This window comes from Henriciella mobilis, from assembly GCF_003576285.1.
GTDB classification, from domain to species: Bacteria; Pseudomonadota; Alphaproteobacteria; order Caulobacterales; family Hyphomonadaceae; genus Henriciella; species Henriciella mobilis.
This window is the reverse complement of sequence record NZ_QWFX01000012.1, coordinates 53393-74939: the sequence shown is the minus strand read 5'-3', so window position 1 is coordinate 74939 and position 21547 is coordinate 53393. Positions and strand designations below refer to the sequence as shown.

Here is a 21547-nt window from a genome sequence, read left to right as displayed (position 1 = left end):
TTCCCGTTATTTTTCGGCGTGCTGTGGTTCGCGATTGTCGGGTTCCTCGCCTGGGTCGGCGGCTGGCGGACACTGGCGAAAACTTATGGGGCGCAGCTTCCAGACGACTTCCAAGGGCGCCGCCTCCGCACGGTGACACTTGGGCATGGGCGGTTTCCACGCGTGCACTATCGCGGCGTTCTCTGGGCGGCGTTCGAGCCGGACCGCCTGTTGCTGAAGCCGCATATCCTTTTCCGTTGGGCACAGCCGCCACTGGTCATCCCACGGTCGGACATTAAGGCGGCTGAGCGGAAGGGCCTTCTGCGGCGGTTTTGCGAGATGCGCACAAGCGCTCACCCGGGCATCAGTTTCCACCTGCCGGTCAAGCATTTCGGGTGGCCGGAGGATATTGCGGGCAGGGCCTAGCGCCTTGCCAGTCCGCCCAGCTTGAACAGTTCGCTGACGAGGTGGCGCTGGCGCGCCGACAGTTCCGGGCGCCAGATCTCGAAGATCAGGACATAGCGCGGCTCATCGCTTTCATTCCAGGCTTCGTGCTCAATCGTGTCGTCGAAAATGAAGACCCCACCATCCTTCCAGGCGCGTGTCTCATTGCCGACCCGCAAGGCGCACTGGCCCGGCAGGATGACGGGCAGGTGGCAGATCAGGCGCGTATTCAGCATGCCATGATGCGGCGGGATGCGCGCGCCGGCCTCCAGGCGCGAGAACAGGACCGACGGCGCCGGGGCAGGGGCAGCGTCGTCGCCGATCGCATCAATGGCCGCCATGGTGCGCGGGCAGAGGGCGATATTCTCTTCGACCCGCTCGCCCTGCTTGATGAGGTAAAAGGCGCTCCAGTCGGGATTGTCGAGCAGCGGATGGGAGACGCCCGCGCCTTCGCGGCCCGCCTTTTCGACATAGGGGGCGAACGCCGACGCCTCGAGCGACTGGCGGGCCAGGAGCTCGTCCAGCTCGGCGCGGATTTCCGGCGTCTTCGCGGCGAGCGCGCTGGTCCAGTCGAAGTCTTCGGGCCGATAGAACTGCCGGCTGGGCAGGCCGGGATAAAGATAGCGTGTCGGGCGCGAGACGTAGGAGAGAGCCCGGCCGGCCAGAAGGTCAAGCGACTGCTGGAAGAGGTCGTCCTCGGGATCGTCGCCGACGCCATGGGCGCGGGCGAACTCGTCCACCGGATGCGGGTCCGGCTCGCTGGCCATGCCGACGAAATCGCTGGCAGCGCGGATCAGTTGTTCGATCTCGGCATTGCGGTGCTCCAGGGCGCGGGCGCCTTCAAGACCTTCAAGGAAGTGCGGTTCAGCCTCTTCCTGGCGGCCCGCGCCGACAAGGGCCTGGCCATAGTGCAGGCGGGCCCGCACGCTGGCCGGGTCCACTTCCAGGGCTTTCTCAAGGGCGCCGAGACGGGCTTCCATGTCACCCAGCAGGGAGTGGGCAAAGGAGCGCGCGATCCAGACATCGGCGCCCGGCCAGCCCATGTCGATGGCGCGGCTGAAAGCCTGCAGCGCAGCCATCCCGTCGGCGCGTTGTAGCGCCTGCATGCCTTCGGCGGCGAGTGTTCTTGCCTTCGCAAGGCGCTCGTCCATCGATTCCTCCCTGAAAGCGCATCTGTGGCTCTTCCAGCCTTGGAAATTAGCGGTTAGGAGGCGTCATGGCCAGCACTCCCGATTCCATTGCCGACAAGCACGAACACGTCCTGATTATCGACTTCGGTTCACAGGTGACGCAGCTGATAGCGCGCCGGCTGCGTGAAAGCGGCGTCTATTGCGAGATCCATCCTTTCAACAAGGTCGATGCCGGCTTCCTCGACCGGTTCGACCCGAAGGCGATCATCCTTTCGGGCGGGCCGTCGAGCGTGACTTGGGACGACAGCCCGCGCGCCGATGAGGCCGTCTTTACGCGCGGCGTGCCGGTGCTCGGCATCTGCTACGGCCAGCAGGTGATGATGGAGCAGCTCGGCGGCAAGGTCGAAAGCGGGACCAGCCGCGAATTCGGCCGCGCCTTCATCGAGAAGGTCACGGACAGCGAATTGCTGGACGGGCTGTTCGAGGGCGAGGACCATCGCGAGCAGGTCTGGATGAGCCATGGCGACCATGTCGCCGAACTCGCGCCGGGCTTTGGCGTGATCGCGAGGTCTCCGGGCGCTCCGCTCGCCATCATCGCTGACCTCGAGCGCCGCTTCTATGGCACGCAGTTCCACCCGGAAGTCGTCCACACGGTCCATGGCCGCGACATGCTGCGCAACTTCACCCACAGGATTGCCGGCCTGTCCGGCGACTGGACGATGGCGGCCTATCGCGCCGAGGCCATCGAGAAGATCCGCGCGCAGGTCGGCGATGCGAAGGTTATTTGCGGGCTGTCCGGCGGGGTGGATTCCTCGGTCGCGGCCGTCCTGATCCACGAGGCGATCGGCGACCAGCTGACCTGCGTCTATGTCGATCATGGCCTGATGCGCATGAATGAAAGCGAGCAGGTCGTCGGCCTCTTCCGGGACCATTACAATATCCCGCTCGTGCATGTGGATGCCTCTGATCTTTTCCTCGGCGAGCTGGCGGGCGTCAGTGACCCGGAGAAGAAGCGCAAGACCATCGGCAAGCTGTTCATCGACGTCTTCGAGGAAGAGGCCAAGAAGATTGGCGGCGCCGACTTTCTCGCCCAGGGCACGCTCTATCCGGATGTCATCGAAAGCGTCAGCGCGACGGGCGGGCCGTCCGTCACGATCAAGTCGCACCACAATGTCGGCGGCCTGCCGGAGCGGATGAACATGAAGCTGGTCGAGCCGCTGCGCGACCTGTTCAAGGACGAAGTCCGCGCGCTTGGCCGTGAGCTCGGCCTGCCGGAGGCCTTTGTCGGGCGCCACCCCTTTCCGGGGCCGGGGCTCGCCATCCGCATCCCGGGCGAGATCACGCGCGAAAAGGCCGACACGCTTCGCAAGGCGGACGCGATCTATATCGAGGAGATCCGGAATGCCGGGCTCTATGACGAGATCTGGCAGGCCTTCTCGGTGCTGCTGCCGGTCAATACGGTCGGCGTGATGGGCGACGAGCGCACCTATGAGGCTGTGCTGGCGCTGCGGGCGGTGACGTCCACCGACGGCATGACCGCGGACTACTACCCCTTCGATCACGCCTTCCTCGGCCGCGTCGCCACGCGCATCATCAATGAGGTGAAAGGCGTCAACCGCGTCGTCTATGACGTGACCTCGAAGCCGCCCGGCACGATCGAGTGGGAATGATTCCGCGTCTCTCGCGGACTATCGCGAACGATCAATAAATTCAACAAATACAATAGCTTGATACCGATTTTCGTTCGGTGTCTATCGCCTTCTATCGCGGGCCAACGGAACATTCTGACGGTATCGCCTGACGGTATACAAATTGCCTCTTCCTGCCTAAAGTCAAAATACCGTCAGCCCATTTTGGCGGCCTGACGGTATTTTTTCGGCATAACGCATTGAAAAATAAGTTTTTTGTTGTGGAAAATTGGCCATTTCGGCCTGACGGTAAAATTGGTGGGAAGGAGGCGCAACATGCTGACCGATATTGCAATCAAGTCTTTGAAATCAAAGGATAAACCCTACAAGGTCGCAGACCGGGACGGTCTCTATGTGTCCGTCGCGCCGACGGGCACCAAGACCTTCCGCTACGATTACCGTGTGAACGGGCGCCGGGAGACGCTGACCATCGGGCGTTATGGCAAGTACGGGATCACGCTGGCGGCTGCGCGCGAGAAGCTGATCGATGCGAAGAAGCTCGTGGATGAGGGTGTCTCACCCGCCAAGGAAAAGAAGCGGGCCAAGGCCAAAGCGAAATCCGAAGGGACGTTCGGGGAGCTTGCTCAGCGCTGGCTCGCTGAGAGCGAGATGTCGGACTCGACCCGCGACATGCGTCGTCACATTGTCGATCGTGACCTGATCCCGGCGCTGGGCAATTACACCTTGCGCGAAGTGACGAGCGAGGACGTCCGTCAGCTCTGCGACAAGATCAAGAAGCGGGGCGCGCCTTCAACGGCGCTGCACGCCCGCGAGTTCATCAAGCTCATCTACGCCTTCGCCAATTTGCACGGCATCCGTGTCGAGAATCCCGCCGAGGAGGTCGATCCCCGGTCGATCGCGCGTGTCCGGCCCCGCGACCGCTCGCTCACGCCGCTGGAGATCCGGGTCCTCTATCGCGTGCTCGAAGAGATCACCGCCAATCCGACGCTGAAGCTCGGCGTGAAATTCATCCTGCTGACGATGAAGCGCAAGACCGAGGTCGCCCATGCGACATGGGATGAAGTCAGTTTCCAGGATGCGGTCTGGACCATCCCGAAGAAGCGGATGAAGACCGGCCTCGACCACAATGTCTATCTGTCGAACCAGGCGCTCGATATTCTGGTGGCGCTTAAAACCTGCGCAGGCGGATCGAAATACGTCTTCCCGTCGCGCTATGACACGTTTCGCCCGATATCGAATGCGACCTTCAACCGGATCACCGACAGCGCCCACAAGCTGGCAAGCGAGATGGAGCTTCCGCTGGAGCCTTTCACCGTCCACGACCTGCGGCGCACGGGCTCGACGCTCCTGAATGAGCTTGGTTTCAATCGCGACTGGATCGAAAAAAGCCTCGCGCACGAAGACCGGCGCTCTTCGCGTGGGGTCTACAACAAGGCCGAATATGCAGACCAGCGCCGCCACATGATGCAGGAATGGGCCGACATGATCGATGCCTGGGCTGCGGGTGAAAGCCGCAAGCCGAACATCATCCCGGAGAGCATGGCGGTCTACGCCGCTGATCCGAGGGTGGGGTGATCGTCACTTCCGGTTCGGGCGCAGAAGGAGTCTTTACGACCGGCATGAAGCGTAGGCCAAAGCTGACGTTTGCGATTGCGGCGCGAAGCAGCGCTGATGGCGCCAAACGGCCAATCGTGGATCCCAGGTCAGATTGGATGAATGTCGTGGACAATCCCATGTTGCAACACATCGGTCTAAGTAGGAAGGTGTAACTATGGGGGGCACCGTGGACATCAAAGACATTTTCCCGCCGCCTGGTCACGTGCAGCGCTTGAGGTGCTCTGACTGCGACGGTTGGCTCGATCTCGCTTATGCTGACTTCGACGAAACTGTGTCAGGGGCGCGGATAGCCATCAAAGGGCTGCCCGTACTTCGGTGTTCTACGTGCGAGAAGGACTATCTTCCGGACCGATCGCGCATCTCGATCATCCGGCTGCACGAGCAGTGCGTGTCCAAGGTATCCGCCGGTGTCACCGTAACGCGTAGGAAGCTTGAAGACCGCTACCCCTTCACGGACGTGCCGTTCCAGTATGATGCGGACGACTACGAATACCTGCCTGGCCTTCGCGGGCAGGGGGACGGTTTTCTCACACCTGTGTTCTTCAAGAGAGGGGTCTTGCTGAAATACGACACGGCGTCGGGCTATCGCCTGACGTTTGCGTCTCGGACGTACGGCACGATCACCACGGACGAAGACAACCAGATAAGCTTTGGCATCAACCGAAATGGCCGCGTCGTCATGTGGCTCGGCGACATCGCGACATTGCCCGTGCCGGAACAGTATTACCTGCTGTCTGAAAACGTGGAATCGGATCACTCCATCGGCAGCGAATTCTACGATGGACAGATCGACTGCATATTTTCCGATCCAACACCGGAAAACGACCTACTCGCGGCAAGGACGGACTTCCTCGAAGCTGCCAGGATGCATTTTGGAGCGACGCTCGCCCACCTTGAAGCCGAAGTGGTGGCGATCGCCCTCGACTTTGCGAGGCCGCTCACAGACAGCGTGAAGAACCAACAGCATGCGGCGGACGCGCTCAACAAGATCCACGTCGAATCTCTGGATACACAGGCCATCGGGAAGTTGCTGAGCGCGGCCGGAGGCGATCCCAAAGGCCTTGGCGGCCTGAAGCGCCTGCAGACACTACTTGAAACGCTTCCCGGCAGTTCCGCAATTTCGAATCTCATGCTGCCGCTCTTCGTGACCTACGATCTCCGGGTGGCAAACCTGCATCTCACATCTACGGGGACGGCGTCGGACAAGATGGACGATATCACGAGCCGCCTTGGTCTCCCGGCCGCCGCGCCGTTCTTTGATGTCTACGACGCGCTGGTGAAGCAGCTTGCGGCGGCTTATCGCGGGTTGCAGGAGCTCCTCACCCCGTAGCTGCAAGAGGCGGTGGCTGATCTTTCGCGGCCTCTAGTCCAAGACGGGGCCAAGCGATGCACTGTGCCTTCGTCAGCTGCTTGTTCAACTCATCCTGCGGTGGGCGGCTCGGAAGATGCTTTGGCGGTGTCGCAGTCAATACGACTTAACGATTGGATGTCTGCTAACGGGCGCGCTGCCTACGAAACGCAGCATTGTCCGCAATGAGGGATATTTGAGACAGTTCACCGCATTCGATAATCCGGATGCGGTCCGCAGCCTTCGCGACCCTTGCGCCTTTGGGCGTCGATCCACTCCAGCACTTCGGCGAGGGGCCAGACGACGCATCGGGGTGTCAGGTAGAACCGCTGCGGAAATTCGCCCTTCTGTTCGAGTTCGTAGATCGTCGTATCGGAGAGCGGCACAAGCTTGCGAAGCTCCGGCCGCCTGACGGTTCGGCGCCTGAAGATGTCGGCGGGCGTGATCCGTTCAGGATCGGTTGAAGTGACCGGAGCAGGGGCCTTTGGCGGCGGGTTCAGGTCCCGCGCGAAATCCCTAAGCCCTGTGCGCCCGCCCTCCTTTACGCGATGCAACATGACGCACTCCGATTACACCGTCTTCGCCCGGTTCCACACCATCACGCCGGTGCCGTCTTTCTCGTTCTCGAAGAAGGCCGCGCGCATGGGGCTGGCAAAGCTCGGGTCGTCGAGTTTGACGGCGAGGTAGGGCGTTTCGCCATCCTTGCTTTCCTGACGCCAGGCAGCGCCGAGTTCGGCCCCGCCGGCATAGAGGCGGAAGTCGGGGGCACCGTCTGAGGCCTTGTCACTGTTGGGAACAAGCTGGGCTTTGACATTGATGGTCATGGTGCGGATGGTGCCGGTATAGCTGCCTTCCTTCAGGGTGAATGTTCCGATCTGTGCCATGGGTTTAGGTCTCCGTGCTGGCGGTTGAATGAAGGGCGCGTCGCGCCCGCTTGAACCCGGCGTCGGACGCCAGGAAGCTCTCGATCATGGCCGGGATCAGCGCTTCGGGCTTTTCCTCCGCGCCGTAGGTCTGGCGGTAGATTTCGGCATAGTCGCTGAGCGCGCTGGCGAGCTCGGGATCGACCGAGAGGCTCATGCGCACCGGGGTGCGGTCGGGTAATTGTCCAAGACGAAGGGTCATCGTGTGGCTCCTTGGGGGTGGGGTCTGAGAATGAGGTCGCGGGTGACGACCACGCGCACCGGCCAGCCGGGCCGCACGCGGATGGTTGGCTGGATGCCAAGATTACGCTCGACGACGCGCTGACCGGCCTGGTTCACAGTGTCGGTGGTGCCGCGACGGATGGCACGTTCGAGATCGCCGTCGCCGTCTGCACCAAGCTCGGCCCCGACGCCCAGAATGGTCGCCAATCCGGCTGCCACGAACACACGGTCCCAGTGATGGTCGGTGCGGTCAGACAGACCCGCAAAGCCCTGGGCATCAGCACCCGGCGCGGAGATGACGATGGAGGATCCGTCCGGGAAGATGATCCTGTCCCAGGTGACGAGCGCGCGGTCCTGACCGAACGAGACTTCCGACCGGTAGCGCCCGATCAGCCGCGAGCCTTGCGGGATAAGCAAATACTGCCCGGTGACCGTGTCATAGACGGGCTGGGTGACCTGCGCGACGATCGTGCCGGGGAGGTCCGAGTTGATGCCGGTGACCAGCGAGGCCGGGATCAGCGTGCCCGCCATGACCTGATAAGGTGAGGCCGGGTCCTCGACGCCGTGCGGATTGTAGATCTCGCTTTCCGTACCTTCCGCGGCAAAGGCGAGCTTGCGCGACTGGAGATTGGTATCGTTTGGCTGACCGAACGCGGACGGCGCGCCTTGCGGCAGGGCGGCGAGCGCGAGCAGTTCCGAACCAAGATCAAGCGCGGGGTCGCGATAGGCTGGGCGCGTGTCGGTGGCGCTTGCCGTGCCGCTCTGAGAATCGAGCCGGAAGAAGACCGGTGCGCGGGCCGCTTCATCGGCAAGCGCCGCCTCGCGCATGCGTCTTGCGCGTTCGGCCTCATCGGCGGGGTTCGGGTGGAAATCGTCCTCGAACCGGGTCACATATTCGGGTTCGATCCCAAGCTCGCGTTCAGCCCGAAGCATGGTCGCGCCGAGATCGCCGGAGAGTGGCGGGCCAAGGCGCGCAATGCGGTCTTCGACCGGCGCGATGTCGCTATAGCTGGCAGGAAGCGTGGAGAGACCTTCGGGCTTGCGCGTGTTCGTCGTGTTGTAGAGCTCGCGCCGCGCATCGGGATCGACGGCGGTCGGCGGCTTGAGCGCAATGCTCATCGCCGCGAACAGGGCGAGCACGCCAAGGCCTGCGCCGACCATCAGGACCTTGCGGTTGATCCGCGTGACCGGCTTCGGGCTGGAACGGATCTTCAGCCGTTCGGCATGCTCATCGAAGGGAATGGGCTCGGACATGGGCTTAGTTCCCGAACAGGCCAGCCAGAGGCGAACGGCGCTCGGTGCGACTGATGCGGACAACGGTCTGGTTCCGCTCGCCGAGGCGCAGTTCCGCCGCGCGGAACAGCCGGTCGACGACATAATAATTGCCGCGCACCCGGTAGTTGACGAGTTCGGCGTCGCCGTCCGCGCCCAGAACAAAGAGCGGCGGCATGTCGGTGGTGGCAATGTCCTCCGGCATCTGGATGAACACCTGACGGCCATCATCGAACACGCGCACCGGCTTCCAGTCCGGGCTGTCGCCGGAGAGCCGGTAATCGAAGTTGAGGCCCTCAAGCGTCAGGCCGCGTTCAATGCTGCCTGCGTCGCGCGCGATGGCGCGTTCATTGCGAGCGGTCAGGCCTGCCAGTTCAACTGCCGGATAACGCCAGGAGAGCGCGGCCATATAGCCGCCGTCGGTGCTTTCCAGTTCGAGGTGATAGGTCCGCCGGTCGGTGGCGATCATCAGATTGGTGCGGATGCCGGAGCTGATCGGTTTGACCAGCACATGGGCGCGGGCCGTCGCGCCCGAACCGGACACCGTGTCCCCCACCACCCAGCGCACCGTGTCACCGGCCGAAACCGAGACGAGTTCCTCGCCCGGCTGCAGGGCGATGTCCGACACCTGGCCGGGGCTGGCATAGAGGCGGTAAAGCGCGCCTTCGGTATAGGGATAGACCTGGATCGCGTTCACATAGCCGTCGACCGAAGGTTCGATCAGGGCGCTGGTGCGACCTTGTCTTATCGCTTCTGCCGGTGAAACCGACGGCGTGCTGACGGTCCTTGTATAGGTCCGTGTCACGCTGCCATCGGGATTGGTGGTGACGCGGGTGCCGATGGGCATCATCTGGCCGGGCAGCGGAAGTGCCACGGCGGTTTCGACAATCTCGACAGGGTAGTCAGCGCGGTCCTCGACAGGCGTCGCGGCGACGAAGGCGCTGGCATCGATGGGGTCGAGTTCCGTCGTGGCGCAGGCTGACAATAGCGCCATGGCAGAAGCGGCGGTGAGGATACGAAGCATGGGGATCATTCTCCTGTAACGAGGTCCTGACCCCAGTTCAGGGCATGGACATAAAGGCCGAGCGGATTGGCGCGCAGGGTCTGCGCATCCGTCGGCGGTTGGGTGATGAGGGTGAAGTTGCCGGTGAACCTTTGGGCGCGAACCAGCGCGCCATTCTCATAGGTCTTCTCGATCCAGCGGGCCTGGAAACTGTCGTCCGAGACGCGCACGACGCTGACGACATCCACCGTGCGGGATTTTCTGCCGACATCGGCGAAGGGATCATTGGTCGAGGCGTATTCATTGAGCGTGGTGGCGGCGCGGTCAGTGACGAAGTCATAGGCGCGCAGCCAGTTTTCGCGCACGACGACCGGATCGACGCTGAGGCCGCGCACGTGCTCGATGAAGTTGGCGAGGTGATGCGCGATCTGCGCATCGGTCGGGGTGTAGCGCTCCGTCGCTGGCGAAACGGCGCGGGCCGCGCCGGTCTCATCGACTTCCACGACATAAGGCGTGACGGTCGATTGCATGCTCCGCCAGACCAGCGCGCCGGAGGTGACGAAGCAGAGCCCGAGACAGCCGAGCGCCATGAGCCGCCAGTTCTTTGCCTGCACGCGGGCGGAGCCGATACGGTCGTCCCAGACCTGTCCGGCCTTCTGGTAAGGCGTTTCAGGGAACGGGCTTGGCCCATAGCTGGAGGAAGATCGCCTGAAAGCCATCGTCTAATCGTCCTTGTCTTTGAGGGTTGGGTTCGCGCCCGAAGCGCCGCGATCGCCGTCGCGGATCGAATGGGCGGCCATTTGGCCTGCCTGTCCCATGCGCTGGCTGGTCTGCATGCGGCGGGCCCAGCCGGGGCTCTGGGATGAGGATGATCCGGAGGCAGAGCTTTGCATGGATGCGGTCTCAGACCCGCCGGTTGCGCGCCAGGCGCCCTGACTGCCGCGTTGGTAGGCCTCGCGCATGGACTGGGCAGGACGGCTTGCAGCGCGGCGCATGGCGTCCCCGCCTGCGCGCGCGACACCGGCAAGGCCGGCGGCGACGCCCGCTGCGCCGGATGCGCCGGAGGCGACAGAGCCCAGCGTATAGGAGGTGCGCGCCGCTCCTGCCATGCTGGCGCCGGCCTTGACGGCGCTTGAAGCACCGCCCGCGACCGCGCCGACAGCGGCGCGGCCGCCCATGCCCGCTACATAGGTCCCGGCAGCGACGCCCGCTGTAGCACCCACTGCTGAGCCTGCGCCGAGCTGCGGAGCGCCGGTGATCAGCCCGCTCGCAATGCCGGGCGCAAAGATGCCCATCCAGAAGAAGACAATCGCAGCCAGCACCGTGCCCATGACCTGCGCCAGCGTCACATCATCGCCGGTGCGGAACGCATCGGTCACCGACGAGAAGAGCGTCGAGCCAATGCCGATAATAACGGCGAGCACCATGAGCTTGATGCCCGAGGTGATGACATTGCCGAGGACACGTTCGGCGAGGAACGTCGTCTTGTTCCAGAGCGCGAAGGGCACGAGCACGAACCCGGCCAGGGTCGTCAGCTTGAACTCCAGGATCGTGATGAAGAGCTGCACGGCGAGCACAAAGAACGCGACCATGATGATCGCCCAGGCCACGAACATGACCGCGATCATGATGAAGTTATGAAAAAACGAAATCGGCCCCAGCATGTCGCTGATCTCTTCGAGCAGCGGCTGACCGGCATCGAGACCGACACTGGCAATGAAGCCGGGGCGCAGGAGATCATCGGCAGTCATCGTCCCGCCGCCAGCGGTCACGCCAAGCTCGGCGAAACTGTCAAAGACGATACCGGCGAGGAGAGAGAAGTTGCCGATGATGAAGGCGAAGAAGCCGACATAGAGCACCTTCTTCAGGAGCCCGGCGATGACGTCCGTGTTCTGGCTTAGCGCCCAGAACAGGCCCGCCAGCGTGATGTCGATGGCGATGAGCGTGGTCGACAAATAAGCGACATCGCCCGCCAGCAGGCCGAACCCGCTGTCAATGTAAGCTATGAAGGTCGCAAGGAAGGTGTCGATCACGTCCATGGCGCGCTATTCTCCGAGGAAGGCCCGGGTGCGTGCGCGACCACGTTCGGCTTCGGCGAGTTGGCGCGCCCGCTCCAGCGCCTCGGCGCGGTAATGGGCCGCCATCATGGCTTCCATTTGCATGAGCTGCTCGGTCTGCAGGGCTTCGATCTGGTTGCCGGCCTGGGCGACCTGGAGATTGCCGACGGCGGACTGGCTGTCCGCGATCAGCCGGTCGAGGCTGTCACTGTCAGCCCGCGCTGTGGAGACGACCTGCGCCGTGACGGTCAGGCTGTCCCTGTAAGCTGTGCGCGATTGCCGCCAGCGGGCGCGGGCCTCTTCGACGAGCACGGCCTGACGCGGCGGCTCGGCGCCATAGTCTTCCGGGTACACCTCTTCATACTCGCGCTCGATTTCCTCGACGCGGTAGCCGATGCCTTCGGCCTCGCGCATCAGCTCCTCGATGCGGCGCATACGGCGCAGGATGTCGTCAGCGATAGAATCCGGCAGTGCTTCCAGATCGCGCGCCATGTTTTCCAGCATTTCGATTTCATGGGTGAGCTGCTGGATCTGCTGGTTGACCTCCTGAAGCGAGCGGATGGCCTGGTAGATGTTCTGGATGTGATTGGCCGGGTCATACACCGTCCATTGGGCCGAAGCGGGCGGCGCGATGAGGATGGAGAGCGGCGCGGCGCAGATCAAAGCGGAGGCAAGTATGCGTTTCATCGGGGGCTCCTATTCGGCGGCGAGGATGTGGGAGGGATTGAAGGGCGCGTGCGCCTCAGGCTCCGGCGCATGGCCGGGCCAGCGGGTGAGAAGCTCGGCTGCCCAGGGCAGGCCCTTTTCGATCAGCCAGCAGGCGGAAAAGCCGTCGCCTTCCGTCTCGGCCCAGATGCGATCCATGCGGGCCTGGTCTTCGGGCGATGACGCGCCGCAGACGGACAATGCAATCGGCCCGAGGCCAAGATCGAAGACACGGGCCCCGAGGGGCGACTGGTAGTAATAGTCGCGCTTCGGTGTGGCCCTGCTGATCAGTTCGATCTGGCGCGCGTTGAGGCCGAACCGCTGATAGGTCTCGCGGGATTGTGGTTCCTGCGCGCGCTCGTTCGGCAGGAAGATGCGCGTGGGGCAGGATTCGACGAGGGCTGGCGCGATGGTGCTGTTCGCAATGTCGGCAAGGCTTTGCGTCGCGAACACGACGGACACGTTCTTCTTGCGAAGGGTCTTCAGCCATTCACGGATGCGCGCGGCAAACATGGGATCATCGAGGAAGAGCCAGGCTTCATCGAGGATGAGCAGTGTTGGCCTGCCATCAAACCGCGCTTCCAGCCGGTGGAAGAGATAGGTGATCACAGGCGCCACGGCGCCTTTCGCATGCATCAGCTCTTCCATCTCGAAGCAGACTGTGTCGGCGAGCGCGAGGCTTTCATGGTCGGCATCGAGGAGCCGTCCGTGCGGACCTTCCAGCGTGAACGGATGCAGCGCGGATTTGAGCGTGTCGTCCTGCAGCATCAGGCTGAGGCCTGTCAGCGTGCGTTCGGGTTCAGGCGCTGAGCTGAGAGACTGGATCGCTTCCCAGAGCTTTGCCTTGAGGTCCGGCGTCATCGCGACGCCTTCATTGGTGCAAAGACCCGCGAGCCAGTCGGCGGCAAAGCTTGCGCCGGTGTCTGTGTCGATGTCTTTCAGGGGCTGGAGGCTCGGGGCGTTCGAACTGCCAAGATCAATATGCGCGCCGCCCATGGCGAGCGTTGCCGCGCGGGCCGAGCGGCCCTTGTCGAAGATGAAGACCTGCGCCCCCTCATAGCGCCTCCATTGGAGAGCGAGCAGAGAGAGCAGGACAGACTTGCCCGCGCCGGTCGGTCCGACGACCAGCGTGTGACCGACATCGCCAATATGCAGGTTGAGCCGAAAGGGCGTCGTGCCATCCGTCTGGGCCTGAATGAGCGCGGGGGCTTGCAAGTGGCGGTTGGTGTCTTCGCCGGCCCAGACCGCAGACAGCGGGACCATATGGGCAAGGTTCAGCGTGTGCAGGATGGGCTGGCGGACATTGGCGTAGGGGTGACCGGGCAGGCTTCCGAGCCAGGCATCAACGGCGTTCAGGGTCTCGCGGATCGCGGTGAAGCCACGGCCATTCACGATGCGCTCGGCCACGCGGATGTGTTCATCAACCGTGCGCCGGTCGGGATGTGCAACGGTGATGGTCGTGGTGACATAGCCGTAAGAGACAAGGTCGGAGCCAAGCTCCTGCAGGGCCGCATCAGCGTCAGCGGCTTTATTGTCGGCGTCATTGTCCACGAGCGCGGCCTGTTCGTTGAACATGGTCTCGCGCAGGACCGCGCCGATGGATTTGCGCTTGGCGAACCAGTGGCGGCGCTTCTTGCCGAGCACCTTTTCAGCCTCGGCTTTATCCATCGCGATGAACCGTGTCGCCCAGCGATAGGCAAAGCCCTGCCGGTTCAGCTCATCGAGAATGCCGGGCAGGGTCGAGGCCGGAAAGCCGAGAATCGTCAGTGTGCGAAGGTGAGCCTCGCCGATCATGGGTTCCAGCCCGCCTGCGAAGGGTTCATCGGCGAGAATGGCGTCGAGAAAGACCGGAAGCTCGGGCGTCGCGACCGGGTGCCGCTTGGTCGAGATCGTTGAATGCAAATAGGTCAGCGTTTCGTCATCCGAGAGCTTCGCAATCTCGGCGAGGCAGGTCGCGAGCAGATCGAACACGCGGGCCGCATGCTGCTGGAACGTCTCCAGCCGGTGGCGCCAGGTTGCGGCGTCTTCGGTTTCGGCGCGCTGGATCAGGGCCTTCTCGGCGCGGCCTGTGGCGTCGGCAGGCGGCAGCCAGAGCAGCGTGAGATAGTAGGCGCTTTCAAATCGGGTTCCGGCTTCTTCGGCCTGCAGGGCGCGTTCTTGATCGACAAGCCAGGACAGCGCATCGGGGAACTCCGCCTCCGGATAGTCATGCACTTCATGGCGCTGCGCTTCGAAGAAGAGCGCCCAGCCGGAGCCGAAGCGGCGCAGGACGTTGTTGACCCGCGCCATGACGGAAACGAGTTCTTCTTCGGTGGAGCTTTCGAGGTCCGGCCCGCGATATTTGAATGTCGTCTGGAAAGACCCGTCCTTGTTGAGGACGACGCCCGGCGCGACCATGCAGGCCCAGGGCAGGTAGTCGGCCAGGAGGACCGGGGTTTCGGCATATTCTCTGAGGTTCAGCATGTCAGATGCTCCTTGTGCCGCGTGCTCCGGCCTGCGACGGCCATGAAATCCGGATCGCTTCTGGCCATGAACACCGCTGCCGAATGCCCGACCGCCCAGAGCACAAGGCCCGGTATCCAGAGCTGGAGGCCGAGGCCGACCGCGGCTGCGAGCGTCCCGATGGCGATGGCGGCGGTTCTCGGCGCGCCCGCCATCAGGATCGGCTCGGTGAGCGAGCGATGGAGGGGGATTTCATAGCCGTCGGCCATTACACCAGCGCTCCGCCGCCGAACGAGAAGAAGGTCAGGAAGAACGAGGTCGCGGCGAACGCGATCGACAGCCCGAACACGATCTGGATCAGTTTGCGCATGCCGCCGGAAGTTTCTCCGAACGCCAGCGTCAGGCCGGTAATGGTGATGATGATCACCGCCACGATCCGCGCGACCGGGCCCTCGATCGAGGTCAGGATCTGATCGAGCGGGCCTTCCCAGGGCATGCCGGAGCCTGCCGCATGGGCGGGACCGGCGATCATGAGGCCGAGGCCGATACAGGCCGCGACCTGAACCGTTCGGTTCACAGCCTGAAGGTGGGTGTAGAGCGTCATTGGGTTTCTCCATGTTGGACGAGGGACAGGGAACGGGAGACGAGCGGGGCGGTCTGGTACCCCTCGCCGTCAAAGCCGGTGACGCGCAGCGCCTCTTCGACGCGCCGCTGGCCGCCCGCGCGGCTCATGAACACGACCACGTCAATCGCCTCGGCGATGAGATCGAAGGGCGCGCGGGGTGTGGCTTCCAGTGTCAGCTGTTCAAGCCGGGCCAGCGCGCCGTGGGCGGAATTGGCATGCAGCGTCGTGATCCCGCCCGGATGGCCCGTGTTCCAGGCCTTGAGCAGGTCAAGCGCTTCAGCCCCGCGCACCTCGCCGACGATGATCCGGTCGGGGCGCAGGCGCAGCGTCGAGCGGACAAGGTCCTGCAGGCTGGTGCTGCCGCGATGGGTTCTGAGTTGAACCACATTGGGCGCAGCGCAGCGCAGCTCGCGCGTGTCTTCGAGGATGACGATGCGGTCATCGTGGAGTGAGGCTTCTGCCAGCAAGGCATTCGTGAAGGTCGTCTTGCCAGAGGACGTGCCGCCCGCGATCAGGATGTTCGCATGGCTGGCGATACTGTCTTTCAGCGCTGTAGCCAGCGCAGGCGCGAGCGCGCCCTGGGTGACATAGTCGCCAAGTTCAAACGGCGTCGTCGCAGGCTTGCGGATCGAAAAGCATGGGGCTGTCGAGACAGGTGGGAGAAGCCCCTCAAACCGCTCGCCGCTGCCGGGGAGTTCGGCAGAGACGATGGGGGACTTGGCGTGAGCGGCCTCTCCAACTCCTGAGGCGACCAGGCGGATGACGCGCTCGCGGTCGCAAGGGGCAAGTGTGTGCTGCGAAATGATGACGCCGATGCCCGCCTTCTCGATCCAGACCGAGCCGTCCGGATTGGCCATCACTTCGATCGTGTCAGGCGCTTCCAGCGCCTCGCGCACCACCGGGCAGAAGGCCGTGCGCAGCATCGCGGTGCGGCGGGTTTCTGTTTGCGTTTGTTGCGCGGATAGCGACATGGACGGGGCCTTTCGTGGACCCCTCAATCATCCCAGCAACAGCGCCTTCACATCAGTTCGAAAACCGGCCATTGCGCGCAAGCGACTGCAGACTGTCGCAGTCCTCTGCAAATCCACGTCAGGCATCACACCAATAATTGACCTGCGGACGATTGCGCTTTTGGCGCCGATCGATGTCACAAGACCGAACTGAATTTCCCGTCATTGGAATAATTCGAATTGGCACAATCGCGTGTGGAACGAATTTTGCTGTTGCCTCCGGGAAAGGAGGAAAAGGGCATGAAGACCTTCACACTTGAAACCAATGCGGAAACAGCCGCTTACGATTATCTCTCCCGGCTTTCTTCAGACCGCTGGGCCTGGGAGTACGCCAGACGCAATGACGATCTTCGCGATGATGCGGCGCATCGCAGCGATGACGACATCTCCGAAAAGAAAGCCGATTGCGCTGACATCCGCATCCTGCGTTCGCGCGTTCCCCAGACCCTGGCTGAGCGCTGGGGACTCGTCTTTATGCCCGATCCGGACCTGAACGGTTTCGAGGCGGACGCCGTCTGGAGCCACTATGTCTTCCCCGACCAGGTCGAGGTGAACTGCACGCCGCGCAAGCCGGGCCAGAGCTGCGACATCTGGGATCGCACCGTGCCTCATTGCGATATCACGCATATTACCGACCGCGCGGGCCGGGAATATCTTCTGATCCGTGGTAATGACTGCGTCGTCCAGGTGCGCTGCACAGGCATGTCACTGCTGAGCCTCGAACCCGTACGCATGAAGCTGCAGATTTCGGACATGGTCGCCTATGAGCGCAAGCTGAAGCTCCAGAAGGAAGCCTTCCGGCTTTATGGAAAGGGACCGAACACATCGGCGGCGCGCTGGACGAAGACCACCCAGATCCTGCGCAATGGCGTCATCGCGCTTGATTGCCTGAAGGCCGGGATGAGCCAGAGAGAAATCGCTTCACTGCTCCACGGGCCGAAAACGGTCGCCGAGGAATGGGGCGTCGATGGCAGTTCGCTACGGGCATCCATCCGCTATGTCATCTCCAAAGCCGAAGGCCTGCGCGATGGCGGGTATCTGATGGAGCTCCTCGGGGCGCGCCTGGGCGGAGATTGTCAGGCAGCCTGAGTCCTTTGCGGCCTGCCCACGCCAAAGGCGCGGGGCTGTTCGCCCGGCTGGATAGGCCGATGAGAGGCAACAGGGCGGTCCGAGGTGATCGCCGACCTTCGCCCGGCGCTCGCCCCGGAGCCGCAGGAGCCATCCTGCGCCGACCGGCCCGGCGAGGCTCAATGAGGGTCCGGTAGTTCGTCTGGAGATCGTGGTGCTGGGCCTCGCCGGCTGGCCGCGCGCCCGCGCTTCCCACTGGCTGGCGCCAGAGGGGTCGCGGGCGCTGAATTCAAAGCCGTGGCTTAAAGGTCAGGCCGCGGACATCACATCGACGTGCCCGCCATCGTCATAAAGTACAGAGAGCGATGGCTGGCTGATCCTGAACTGACTGCGGCGCTTCAGTTTTGGCCGGGCAGAGGATGCGTCCTCAAGCTTAAGCGCCGGGTCATAGACAATGTGTCCGGCGGCGATGGCAGCGAGGAACTTCAGAAAATCCGTGTTCTCATAAAGGCTGACGAGCGAGCCGTAGCTGTACTGCGGGGGCGGACCCTGAAACACCGATGGCACATAGGCCGCGCGGGCATGCTTACGGTTCCAGTGATCAATCAGCGCGGTATATGGCCAGGCAGCGGCTTCTTCCCCCTGCGGTGTAACAAGACAGATGGCTCCTGCCATGTCGTCGATCTTTCCGCTGGCGAGGTCAAACCCTGTCAGCTTCAGAATTAGTCCGGTGTCGGCATGGACCGTCTTTCCGACCTTATAGATGCCACCGAAATTCCACCGGTCGGGTTTGCCGCTCTTGTCCGCATAGCCGAACCGCCGGACAAATGCTTCAGGCCCCTCTGACCTGTAAACCCCGCGGACCGGTTCAGGCGTCATCAGCGTGATCTGCGATTTTGCGACGGGTTTTCCGAGGTCGTTCACGCCGAACTGTTTGATCTCCCAGCCGAGATAATCCGGTTCTGCAAGGCCGTTTGCGCTGATGCCGAGTCTCGCTTCAAGTGTATAGCCTCCGCCGTTGCGCGCTGCGTAAGGCTCGGGAGTCCCCGACGCACCGAGCTTCTGCGACAGGATCCAGCCTTCAAGATGAATCTCCCGGAGTTTTTCGATCAGGGCGCCCCGCGTATCGTTGCGGGCCGTGCCATAGCCGGTGAGCATCACGAAAACGCCAAGCATCTCCGGATCGGTGAGACTCTCAATCTCTCTCGCGACAGGATGGTCGGCGAGACAGGCAAAACCGAAGATTGTCCCGTCCGGATGGACAGCGAAAAGCAGAACGCGGCCCTCGTCCCGGACAGCGATGACGTCATTTGGCGCGTTCCGGCACCCCTGCAAAAGACCAGACAGTCTGACTTCAGGGTATTTCGGATACAGGATCAGCTGAGCATTCGGTGCAGCCGCAAACTGACCGCCGGCATACCAGTGAAAGCGCACTTTCGCTTTGGCGCGGTCGCGCACGCTCCCGGCGATGCCGGTTTCATCGATAAGGACCTCATCATGCGGGATCAGACCAAGCGCGGAGAAATCCCCACCGAGATAAATCTGGTTCTTGGAGTTATCGTTCGGCGCGAGCTTCTTGGCAAAGAAACGCGTTGCGCCTTTCGAGCGGAAAAAGCCGATAAGTGCAGCAAGCGAATTCATTCCGGCGCTGAAACCCTTACAAAACAAGAACACAGAATACGGGGATTCGTACCAGCGGTGTCAGGTCAGCAGCAGCGGCGAGCGGCCGTGACCAGATGACCGGGACGCCAGACAGAAAGACGGTTCGCTACCCTGAAGCCAGCCTGCTGCAGCAGCGACAACAATTTCGGCGTCCAGTCGCTCCGGTCCCTTCAGCGCGCATTCCCAGATGGTTCCGACGCGCCATCCGTCTGCCGCGAGCGCCGCTGCGGATTTGGCATCCCTGTCCGTGTTGCTCCGGATTTTTTGTCTCCAGAACTCAGTGCGGGTCTGCGGAAGCCTGAACAGCGCACAGTCATGGCCGTGCCAGAAGCAGCCGTGAACAAAGAGAACGGCTCTGAACTTCGCAAATACGAGATCAGGACGACCGGGAAGGTCTCTGGCGTGAAGGCGGTATCTGAACCCCAGTCTGTGGAGGCCTCCTCGAATCAGAAGCTCAGGCTTGGTGTCTGAGCCTCTGATCGCAGCCATGTTCCGGCTACGGGTCGCCTTGTCATGAACATCAGGCACTTTGTTTCAGACGGCTTTCCTGCGGCGGGGAGAGGATGTCCAGAACATGCGGTGTCATGATCCGCGCAACCTCCCGGAAGACCGGCACCGCCACCGAATTGCCGAACTGTTTATAGGCCTGCGTGTCGGAAACCGGAATCCTGAAGCTGTCGGGCAGGCCCATCAGGCGGGCGCATTCGCGCGGCGTGAGGCGGCGGGGATTTCTGCCTTTCCCCCGGCTGACCAGTATCTCCGATCCGTCCTTGAAGTAGCGCGCCGAAAGCGTCCGGCAGGTATCATCCGGCCCGACCAGTCCGAAGCCGAACCCGTTGCCGGCGGCCCTGTGCTTGTCCGCATAGCCCTGAAGATAGGCCCAGAGTTTGTCCGTCAGCGTATATTTTTCGCTGACCTCAGCGCGTTCTCCGACAGTATAATGACCTTCCGGGGCCTCGCTGCCGTCCTCCGGGTGAAGAATGTCGCGCATCCGCCTCAAACCCTCCGGCGGCAGCTCCAGGGCATCCCATGAAAACGCCGTGGGCTCGCGGAATCCGACAATGACAATGCGCTCCCGGTTCTGGGGCGAGAAGTGCCTCGCATTGATGACACGGACATGCAGCTCATACCCAAGCTCATCTTCAAGCGTCCGCCTGATCACCTCGAACGTCCGGCCCCGGTCATGGTTCTGCAGGTTCTTCACATTCTCCAGCAGAAAGGCTGCAGGGCGATGGGCGTCGATGATCCGCGCGACATCAAAGAACAGCGTGCCCTGTGTCTCGTCCTTAAACCCGTGCTGGCGGCCGAGTGCATTCTTCTTTGAGACACCGGCAATGGAGAAGGGCTGGCACGGAAAGCCTGCGACAAGGATGTCGTGGGCCGGGATATCCATGACATGCACCTCAGTGATGTCTCCGGCGATCTGCCGGTTGTCTCGGTGATTGGCCTGATAGGTAAGCTGGGCGTACTTATCCCACTCAGACGTGAAGACGCAGCGCCCGCCGGCATCATCGAACGCTGTGCGTAGGCCGCCGATCCCGGCAAACAGATCGATGAAGGTGAACCCGGCAAAAGGGACCGGCTCTGCAGGTCGTCCTGCCAGATCCCGGACCCGGTCAAGAACCGCCTTGCGCGGCTTCGTCTCACCAGTCTCCCAGCGGTAGACCTGGCGTTCGGAATAGCCGAGCTCGGCCGCGAGTTGCTCGGCCGTGCAGCCGGTCTGAAGTCTGAGTTTCGAGAATTCCGTCGCCATCCGAATCGCCCTTTATGGTAAATTTCATGTCCTGATGTCAGCATTCGTCCCGCCGGTCAAGCAAAAGTTCACCATTTGTTCTGAGGCGCCCTCGCGGCGGTGATGGCGTTTCTCTGATCGCCGCCCCCGTGCCAGGCAGACCACCGCCCGGCCACTTCCGCGCTTGCGCGACAGCACATATGCATCAAACATTGTCTGCATATTGTTGACATATTCCGAGTTTGTGAGTAATACTACCGTTAGGAAGTTGAATTGTGGGAGGCTGCATGGCTGACAAACGGGAAAAGTTTGTGAAACTTGCGGAGGCGAGGGTCAGCAAGGCCCTGAAAGAACTGCAGCTGATCGGCAACCTGTCGAACCGGTCCGCCTATGAATACAGCGAGGAGGACGTGAAGCAGATGTTCCGGGCGCTTCAGAAGGGACTGGATGCAGCCAAATCAAGGTTCAGCGAACCCGGTGCGCCGTCCAATCCTGTCTTCAGGCTGGGGGAGTAGTTCCGGTGCCGAGGATCGAATTCATACCGAATGCTGCACGCAAGACGCAGGGCCTCACAGGCAGCAATGTCCAGCAGTTCAGAGATGACCCGTACCGTAGCTGTGCGCGCGAAACCGGGCAGAACTCAAATGATGCACGCCTGA

22 protein-coding genes are annotated in these 21547 nt (G+C 62.6%); 6 read left to right on the top strand and 16 right to left on the bottom strand.

Features of this window, described 5'->3' with window-relative positions; translation table 11 throughout:
- Positions 1 to 18 precede the first annotated feature (18 nt).
- Positions 19 to 405 carry a hypothetical protein gene (locus tag D1223_RS10230; protein WP_119376334.1) on the top strand — a complete coding sequence of 129 codons (387 nt, stop codon included), beginning with the start codon at positions 19 to 21 and terminating at the stop codon, positions 403 to 405.
- On the opposite strand, the gene D1223_RS10225 is transcribed toward D1223_RS10230, so the two are convergent.
- Positions 402 to 1574 (bottom strand): aspartyl/asparaginyl beta-hydroxylase domain-containing protein, encoded by a 1173-nt coding sequence (locus tag D1223_RS10225; protein WP_119376333.1) that lies wholly within the window; start codon positions 1572 to 1574, stop codon positions 402 to 404. The genes D1223_RS10230 and D1223_RS10225 overlap by 4 nt on opposite strands.
- A gap of 65 nt (positions 1575 to 1639) precedes the next feature.
- Between D1223_RS10225 and guaA the strand changes: the two genes are divergently transcribed.
- The 3 genes from guaA (at position 1640) to D1223_RS10210 (ending at position 6149) form a co-directional block, all read left to right on the top strand.
- A complete protein-coding gene (guaA, locus tag D1223_RS10220; protein ID WP_119376332.1) occupies positions 1640 to 3223 on the top strand; it encodes a glutamine-hydrolyzing GMP synthase in 1584 nt (527 codons plus the stop codon).
- A gap of 294 nt (positions 3224 to 3517) precedes the next feature.
- Positions 3518 to 4777 (top strand): tyrosine-type recombinase/integrase, encoded by a 1260-nt coding sequence (locus tag D1223_RS10215; RefSeq protein ID WP_034763719.1) that lies wholly within the window; start codon positions 3518 to 3520, stop codon positions 4775 to 4777.
- Between the two features lie 430 nt (positions 4778 to 5207).
- Positions 5208 to 6149 carry a hypothetical protein gene (locus D1223_RS10210; RefSeq protein ID WP_233353121.1) on the top strand — a complete coding sequence of 314 codons (942 nt, stop codon included), beginning with the start codon at positions 5208 to 5210 and terminating at the stop codon, positions 6147 to 6149.
- Positions 6150 to 6373: 224 nt separating this feature from the next.
- On the opposite strand, the gene D1223_RS10205 is transcribed toward D1223_RS10210, so the two are convergent.
- Genes D1223_RS10205 through trbB form a run of 12 tightly spaced genes read right to left on the bottom strand, consistent with a single transcriptional unit; the run spans position 6374 to position 16387 of the window.
- Complete coding sequence (locus D1223_RS10205) at positions 6374 to 6724, bottom strand: helix-turn-helix transcriptional regulator (protein WP_081812989.1); 351 nt, start codon at positions 6722 to 6724, stop codon at positions 6374 to 6376.
- Between the two features lie 12 nt (positions 6725 to 6736).
- A complete protein-coding gene (locus D1223_RS10200; RefSeq protein ID WP_034763723.1) occupies positions 6737 to 7051 on the bottom strand; it encodes a DUF736 domain-containing protein in 315 nt (104 codons plus the stop codon).
- A gap of 4 nt (positions 7052 to 7055) precedes the next feature.
- On the bottom strand, positions 7056 to 7292 hold the full coding sequence (locus tag D1223_RS10195) for a DUF2274 domain-containing protein (RefSeq protein ID WP_034763727.1): 237 nt from the start codon (positions 7290 to 7292) through the stop codon (positions 7056 to 7058).
- Entirely contained in the window at positions 7289 to 8566 is a 1278-nt protein-coding gene (locus D1223_RS10190) for a TrbI/VirB10 family protein (RefSeq protein WP_119376331.1), read from the bottom strand. Before D1223_RS10190 ends, D1223_RS10195 begins: the two co-directional genes overlap by 4 nt.
- A 4-nt stretch (positions 8567 to 8570) precedes the next feature.
- Entirely contained in the window at positions 8571 to 9608 is a 1038-nt protein-coding gene (gene trbG, locus D1223_RS10185; RefSeq protein WP_119376330.1) for a P-type conjugative transfer protein TrbG, read from the bottom strand.
- Positions 9609 to 9613: 5 nt separating this feature from the next.
- The gene (gene trbF, locus D1223_RS10180) at positions 9614 to 10306 is read right to left on the bottom strand and encodes a conjugal transfer protein TrbF (protein WP_119376329.1); all 693 of its coding nucleotides are present in this window, start codon (positions 10304 to 10306) and stop codon (positions 9614 to 9616) included.
- A 3-nt stretch (positions 10307 to 10309) separates the two neighbouring features.
- Positions 10310 to 11626, bottom strand: coding sequence for a P-type conjugative transfer protein TrbL (gene trbL, locus D1223_RS10175; protein WP_119376328.1), 1317 nt, complete (start codon positions 11624 to 11626; stop codon positions 10310 to 10312).
- A 6-nt stretch (positions 11627 to 11632) separates the two neighbouring features.
- Positions 11633 to 12331 (bottom strand): P-type conjugative transfer protein TrbJ, encoded by a 699-nt coding sequence (gene trbJ / locus D1223_RS10170; protein ID WP_034763738.1) that lies wholly within the window; start codon positions 12329 to 12331, stop codon positions 11633 to 11635.
- Positions 12332 to 12340: 9 nt separating this feature from the next.
- A complete protein-coding gene (gene trbE / locus D1223_RS10165; protein WP_119376327.1) occupies positions 12341 to 14812 on the bottom strand; it encodes a conjugal transfer protein TrbE in 2472 nt (823 codons plus the stop codon).
- Positions 14806 to 15060: a VirB3 family type IV secretion system protein gene (locus D1223_RS10160; protein WP_084146418.1), complete on the bottom strand. Its 255-nt coding sequence runs from the start codon at positions 15058 to 15060 to the stop codon at positions 14806 to 14808. The genes trbE and D1223_RS10160 overlap by 7 nt, the downstream gene beginning before the upstream one ends.
- Complete coding sequence (locus D1223_RS10155; protein ID WP_119376326.1) at positions 15060 to 15395, bottom strand: TrbC/VirB2 family protein; 336 nt, start codon at positions 15393 to 15395, stop codon at positions 15060 to 15062. The genes D1223_RS10160 and D1223_RS10155 overlap by 1 nt, the downstream gene beginning before the upstream one ends.
- Positions 15392 to 16387, bottom strand: a complete 996-nt coding sequence (trbB, locus tag D1223_RS10150) for a P-type conjugative transfer ATPase TrbB (RefSeq protein ID WP_119376325.1) — start codon at positions 16385 to 16387, stop codon at positions 15392 to 15394. The genes D1223_RS10155 and trbB overlap by 4 nt, the downstream gene beginning before the upstream one ends.
- Before the next feature lie 279 nt (positions 16388 to 16666).
- Here trbB and D1223_RS10145 point away from each other — a divergent pair, with 279 nt between their 5' ends.
- The gene (locus tag D1223_RS10145) at positions 16667 to 17515 is read left to right on the top strand and encodes a DNA -binding domain-containing protein (protein ID WP_119376324.1); all 849 of its coding nucleotides are present in this window, start codon (positions 16667 to 16669) and stop codon (positions 17513 to 17515) included.
- 288 nt (positions 17516 to 17803) lie between these two features.
- Here the strand turns inward: D1223_RS10145 and D1223_RS10140 are convergent, their stop codons facing one another.
- From D1223_RS10140 to dcm, 3 genes are read right to left on the bottom strand one after another with little or no spacing between them, the layout of a single operon-like run.
- Positions 17804 to 19135 (bottom strand): MvaI/BcnI family restriction endonuclease, encoded by a 1332-nt coding sequence (locus D1223_RS10140; RefSeq protein WP_119376323.1) that lies wholly within the window; start codon positions 19133 to 19135, stop codon positions 17804 to 17806.
- 60 nt (positions 19136 to 19195) lie between these two features.
- The gene (locus tag D1223_RS19280; RefSeq protein ID WP_119376322.1) at positions 19196 to 19684 is read right to left on the bottom strand and encodes a very short patch repair endonuclease; all 489 of its coding nucleotides are present in this window, start codon (positions 19682 to 19684) and stop codon (positions 19196 to 19198) included.
- Complete coding sequence (dcm, locus tag D1223_RS10130; RefSeq protein WP_119376321.1) at positions 19677 to 20909, bottom strand: DNA (cytosine-5-)-methyltransferase; 1233 nt, start codon at positions 20907 to 20909, stop codon at positions 19677 to 19679. The genes D1223_RS19280 and dcm overlap by 8 nt, the downstream gene beginning before the upstream one ends.
- 266 nt (positions 20910 to 21175) lie before the next feature.
- Here dcm and D1223_RS10125 point away from each other — a divergent pair, with 266 nt between their 5' ends.
- Positions 21176 to 21403: a hypothetical protein gene (locus D1223_RS10125; protein ID WP_119376320.1), complete on the top strand. Its 228-nt coding sequence runs from the start codon at positions 21176 to 21178 to the stop codon at positions 21401 to 21403.
- Positions 21404 to 21547 lie beyond the last annotated feature (144 nt).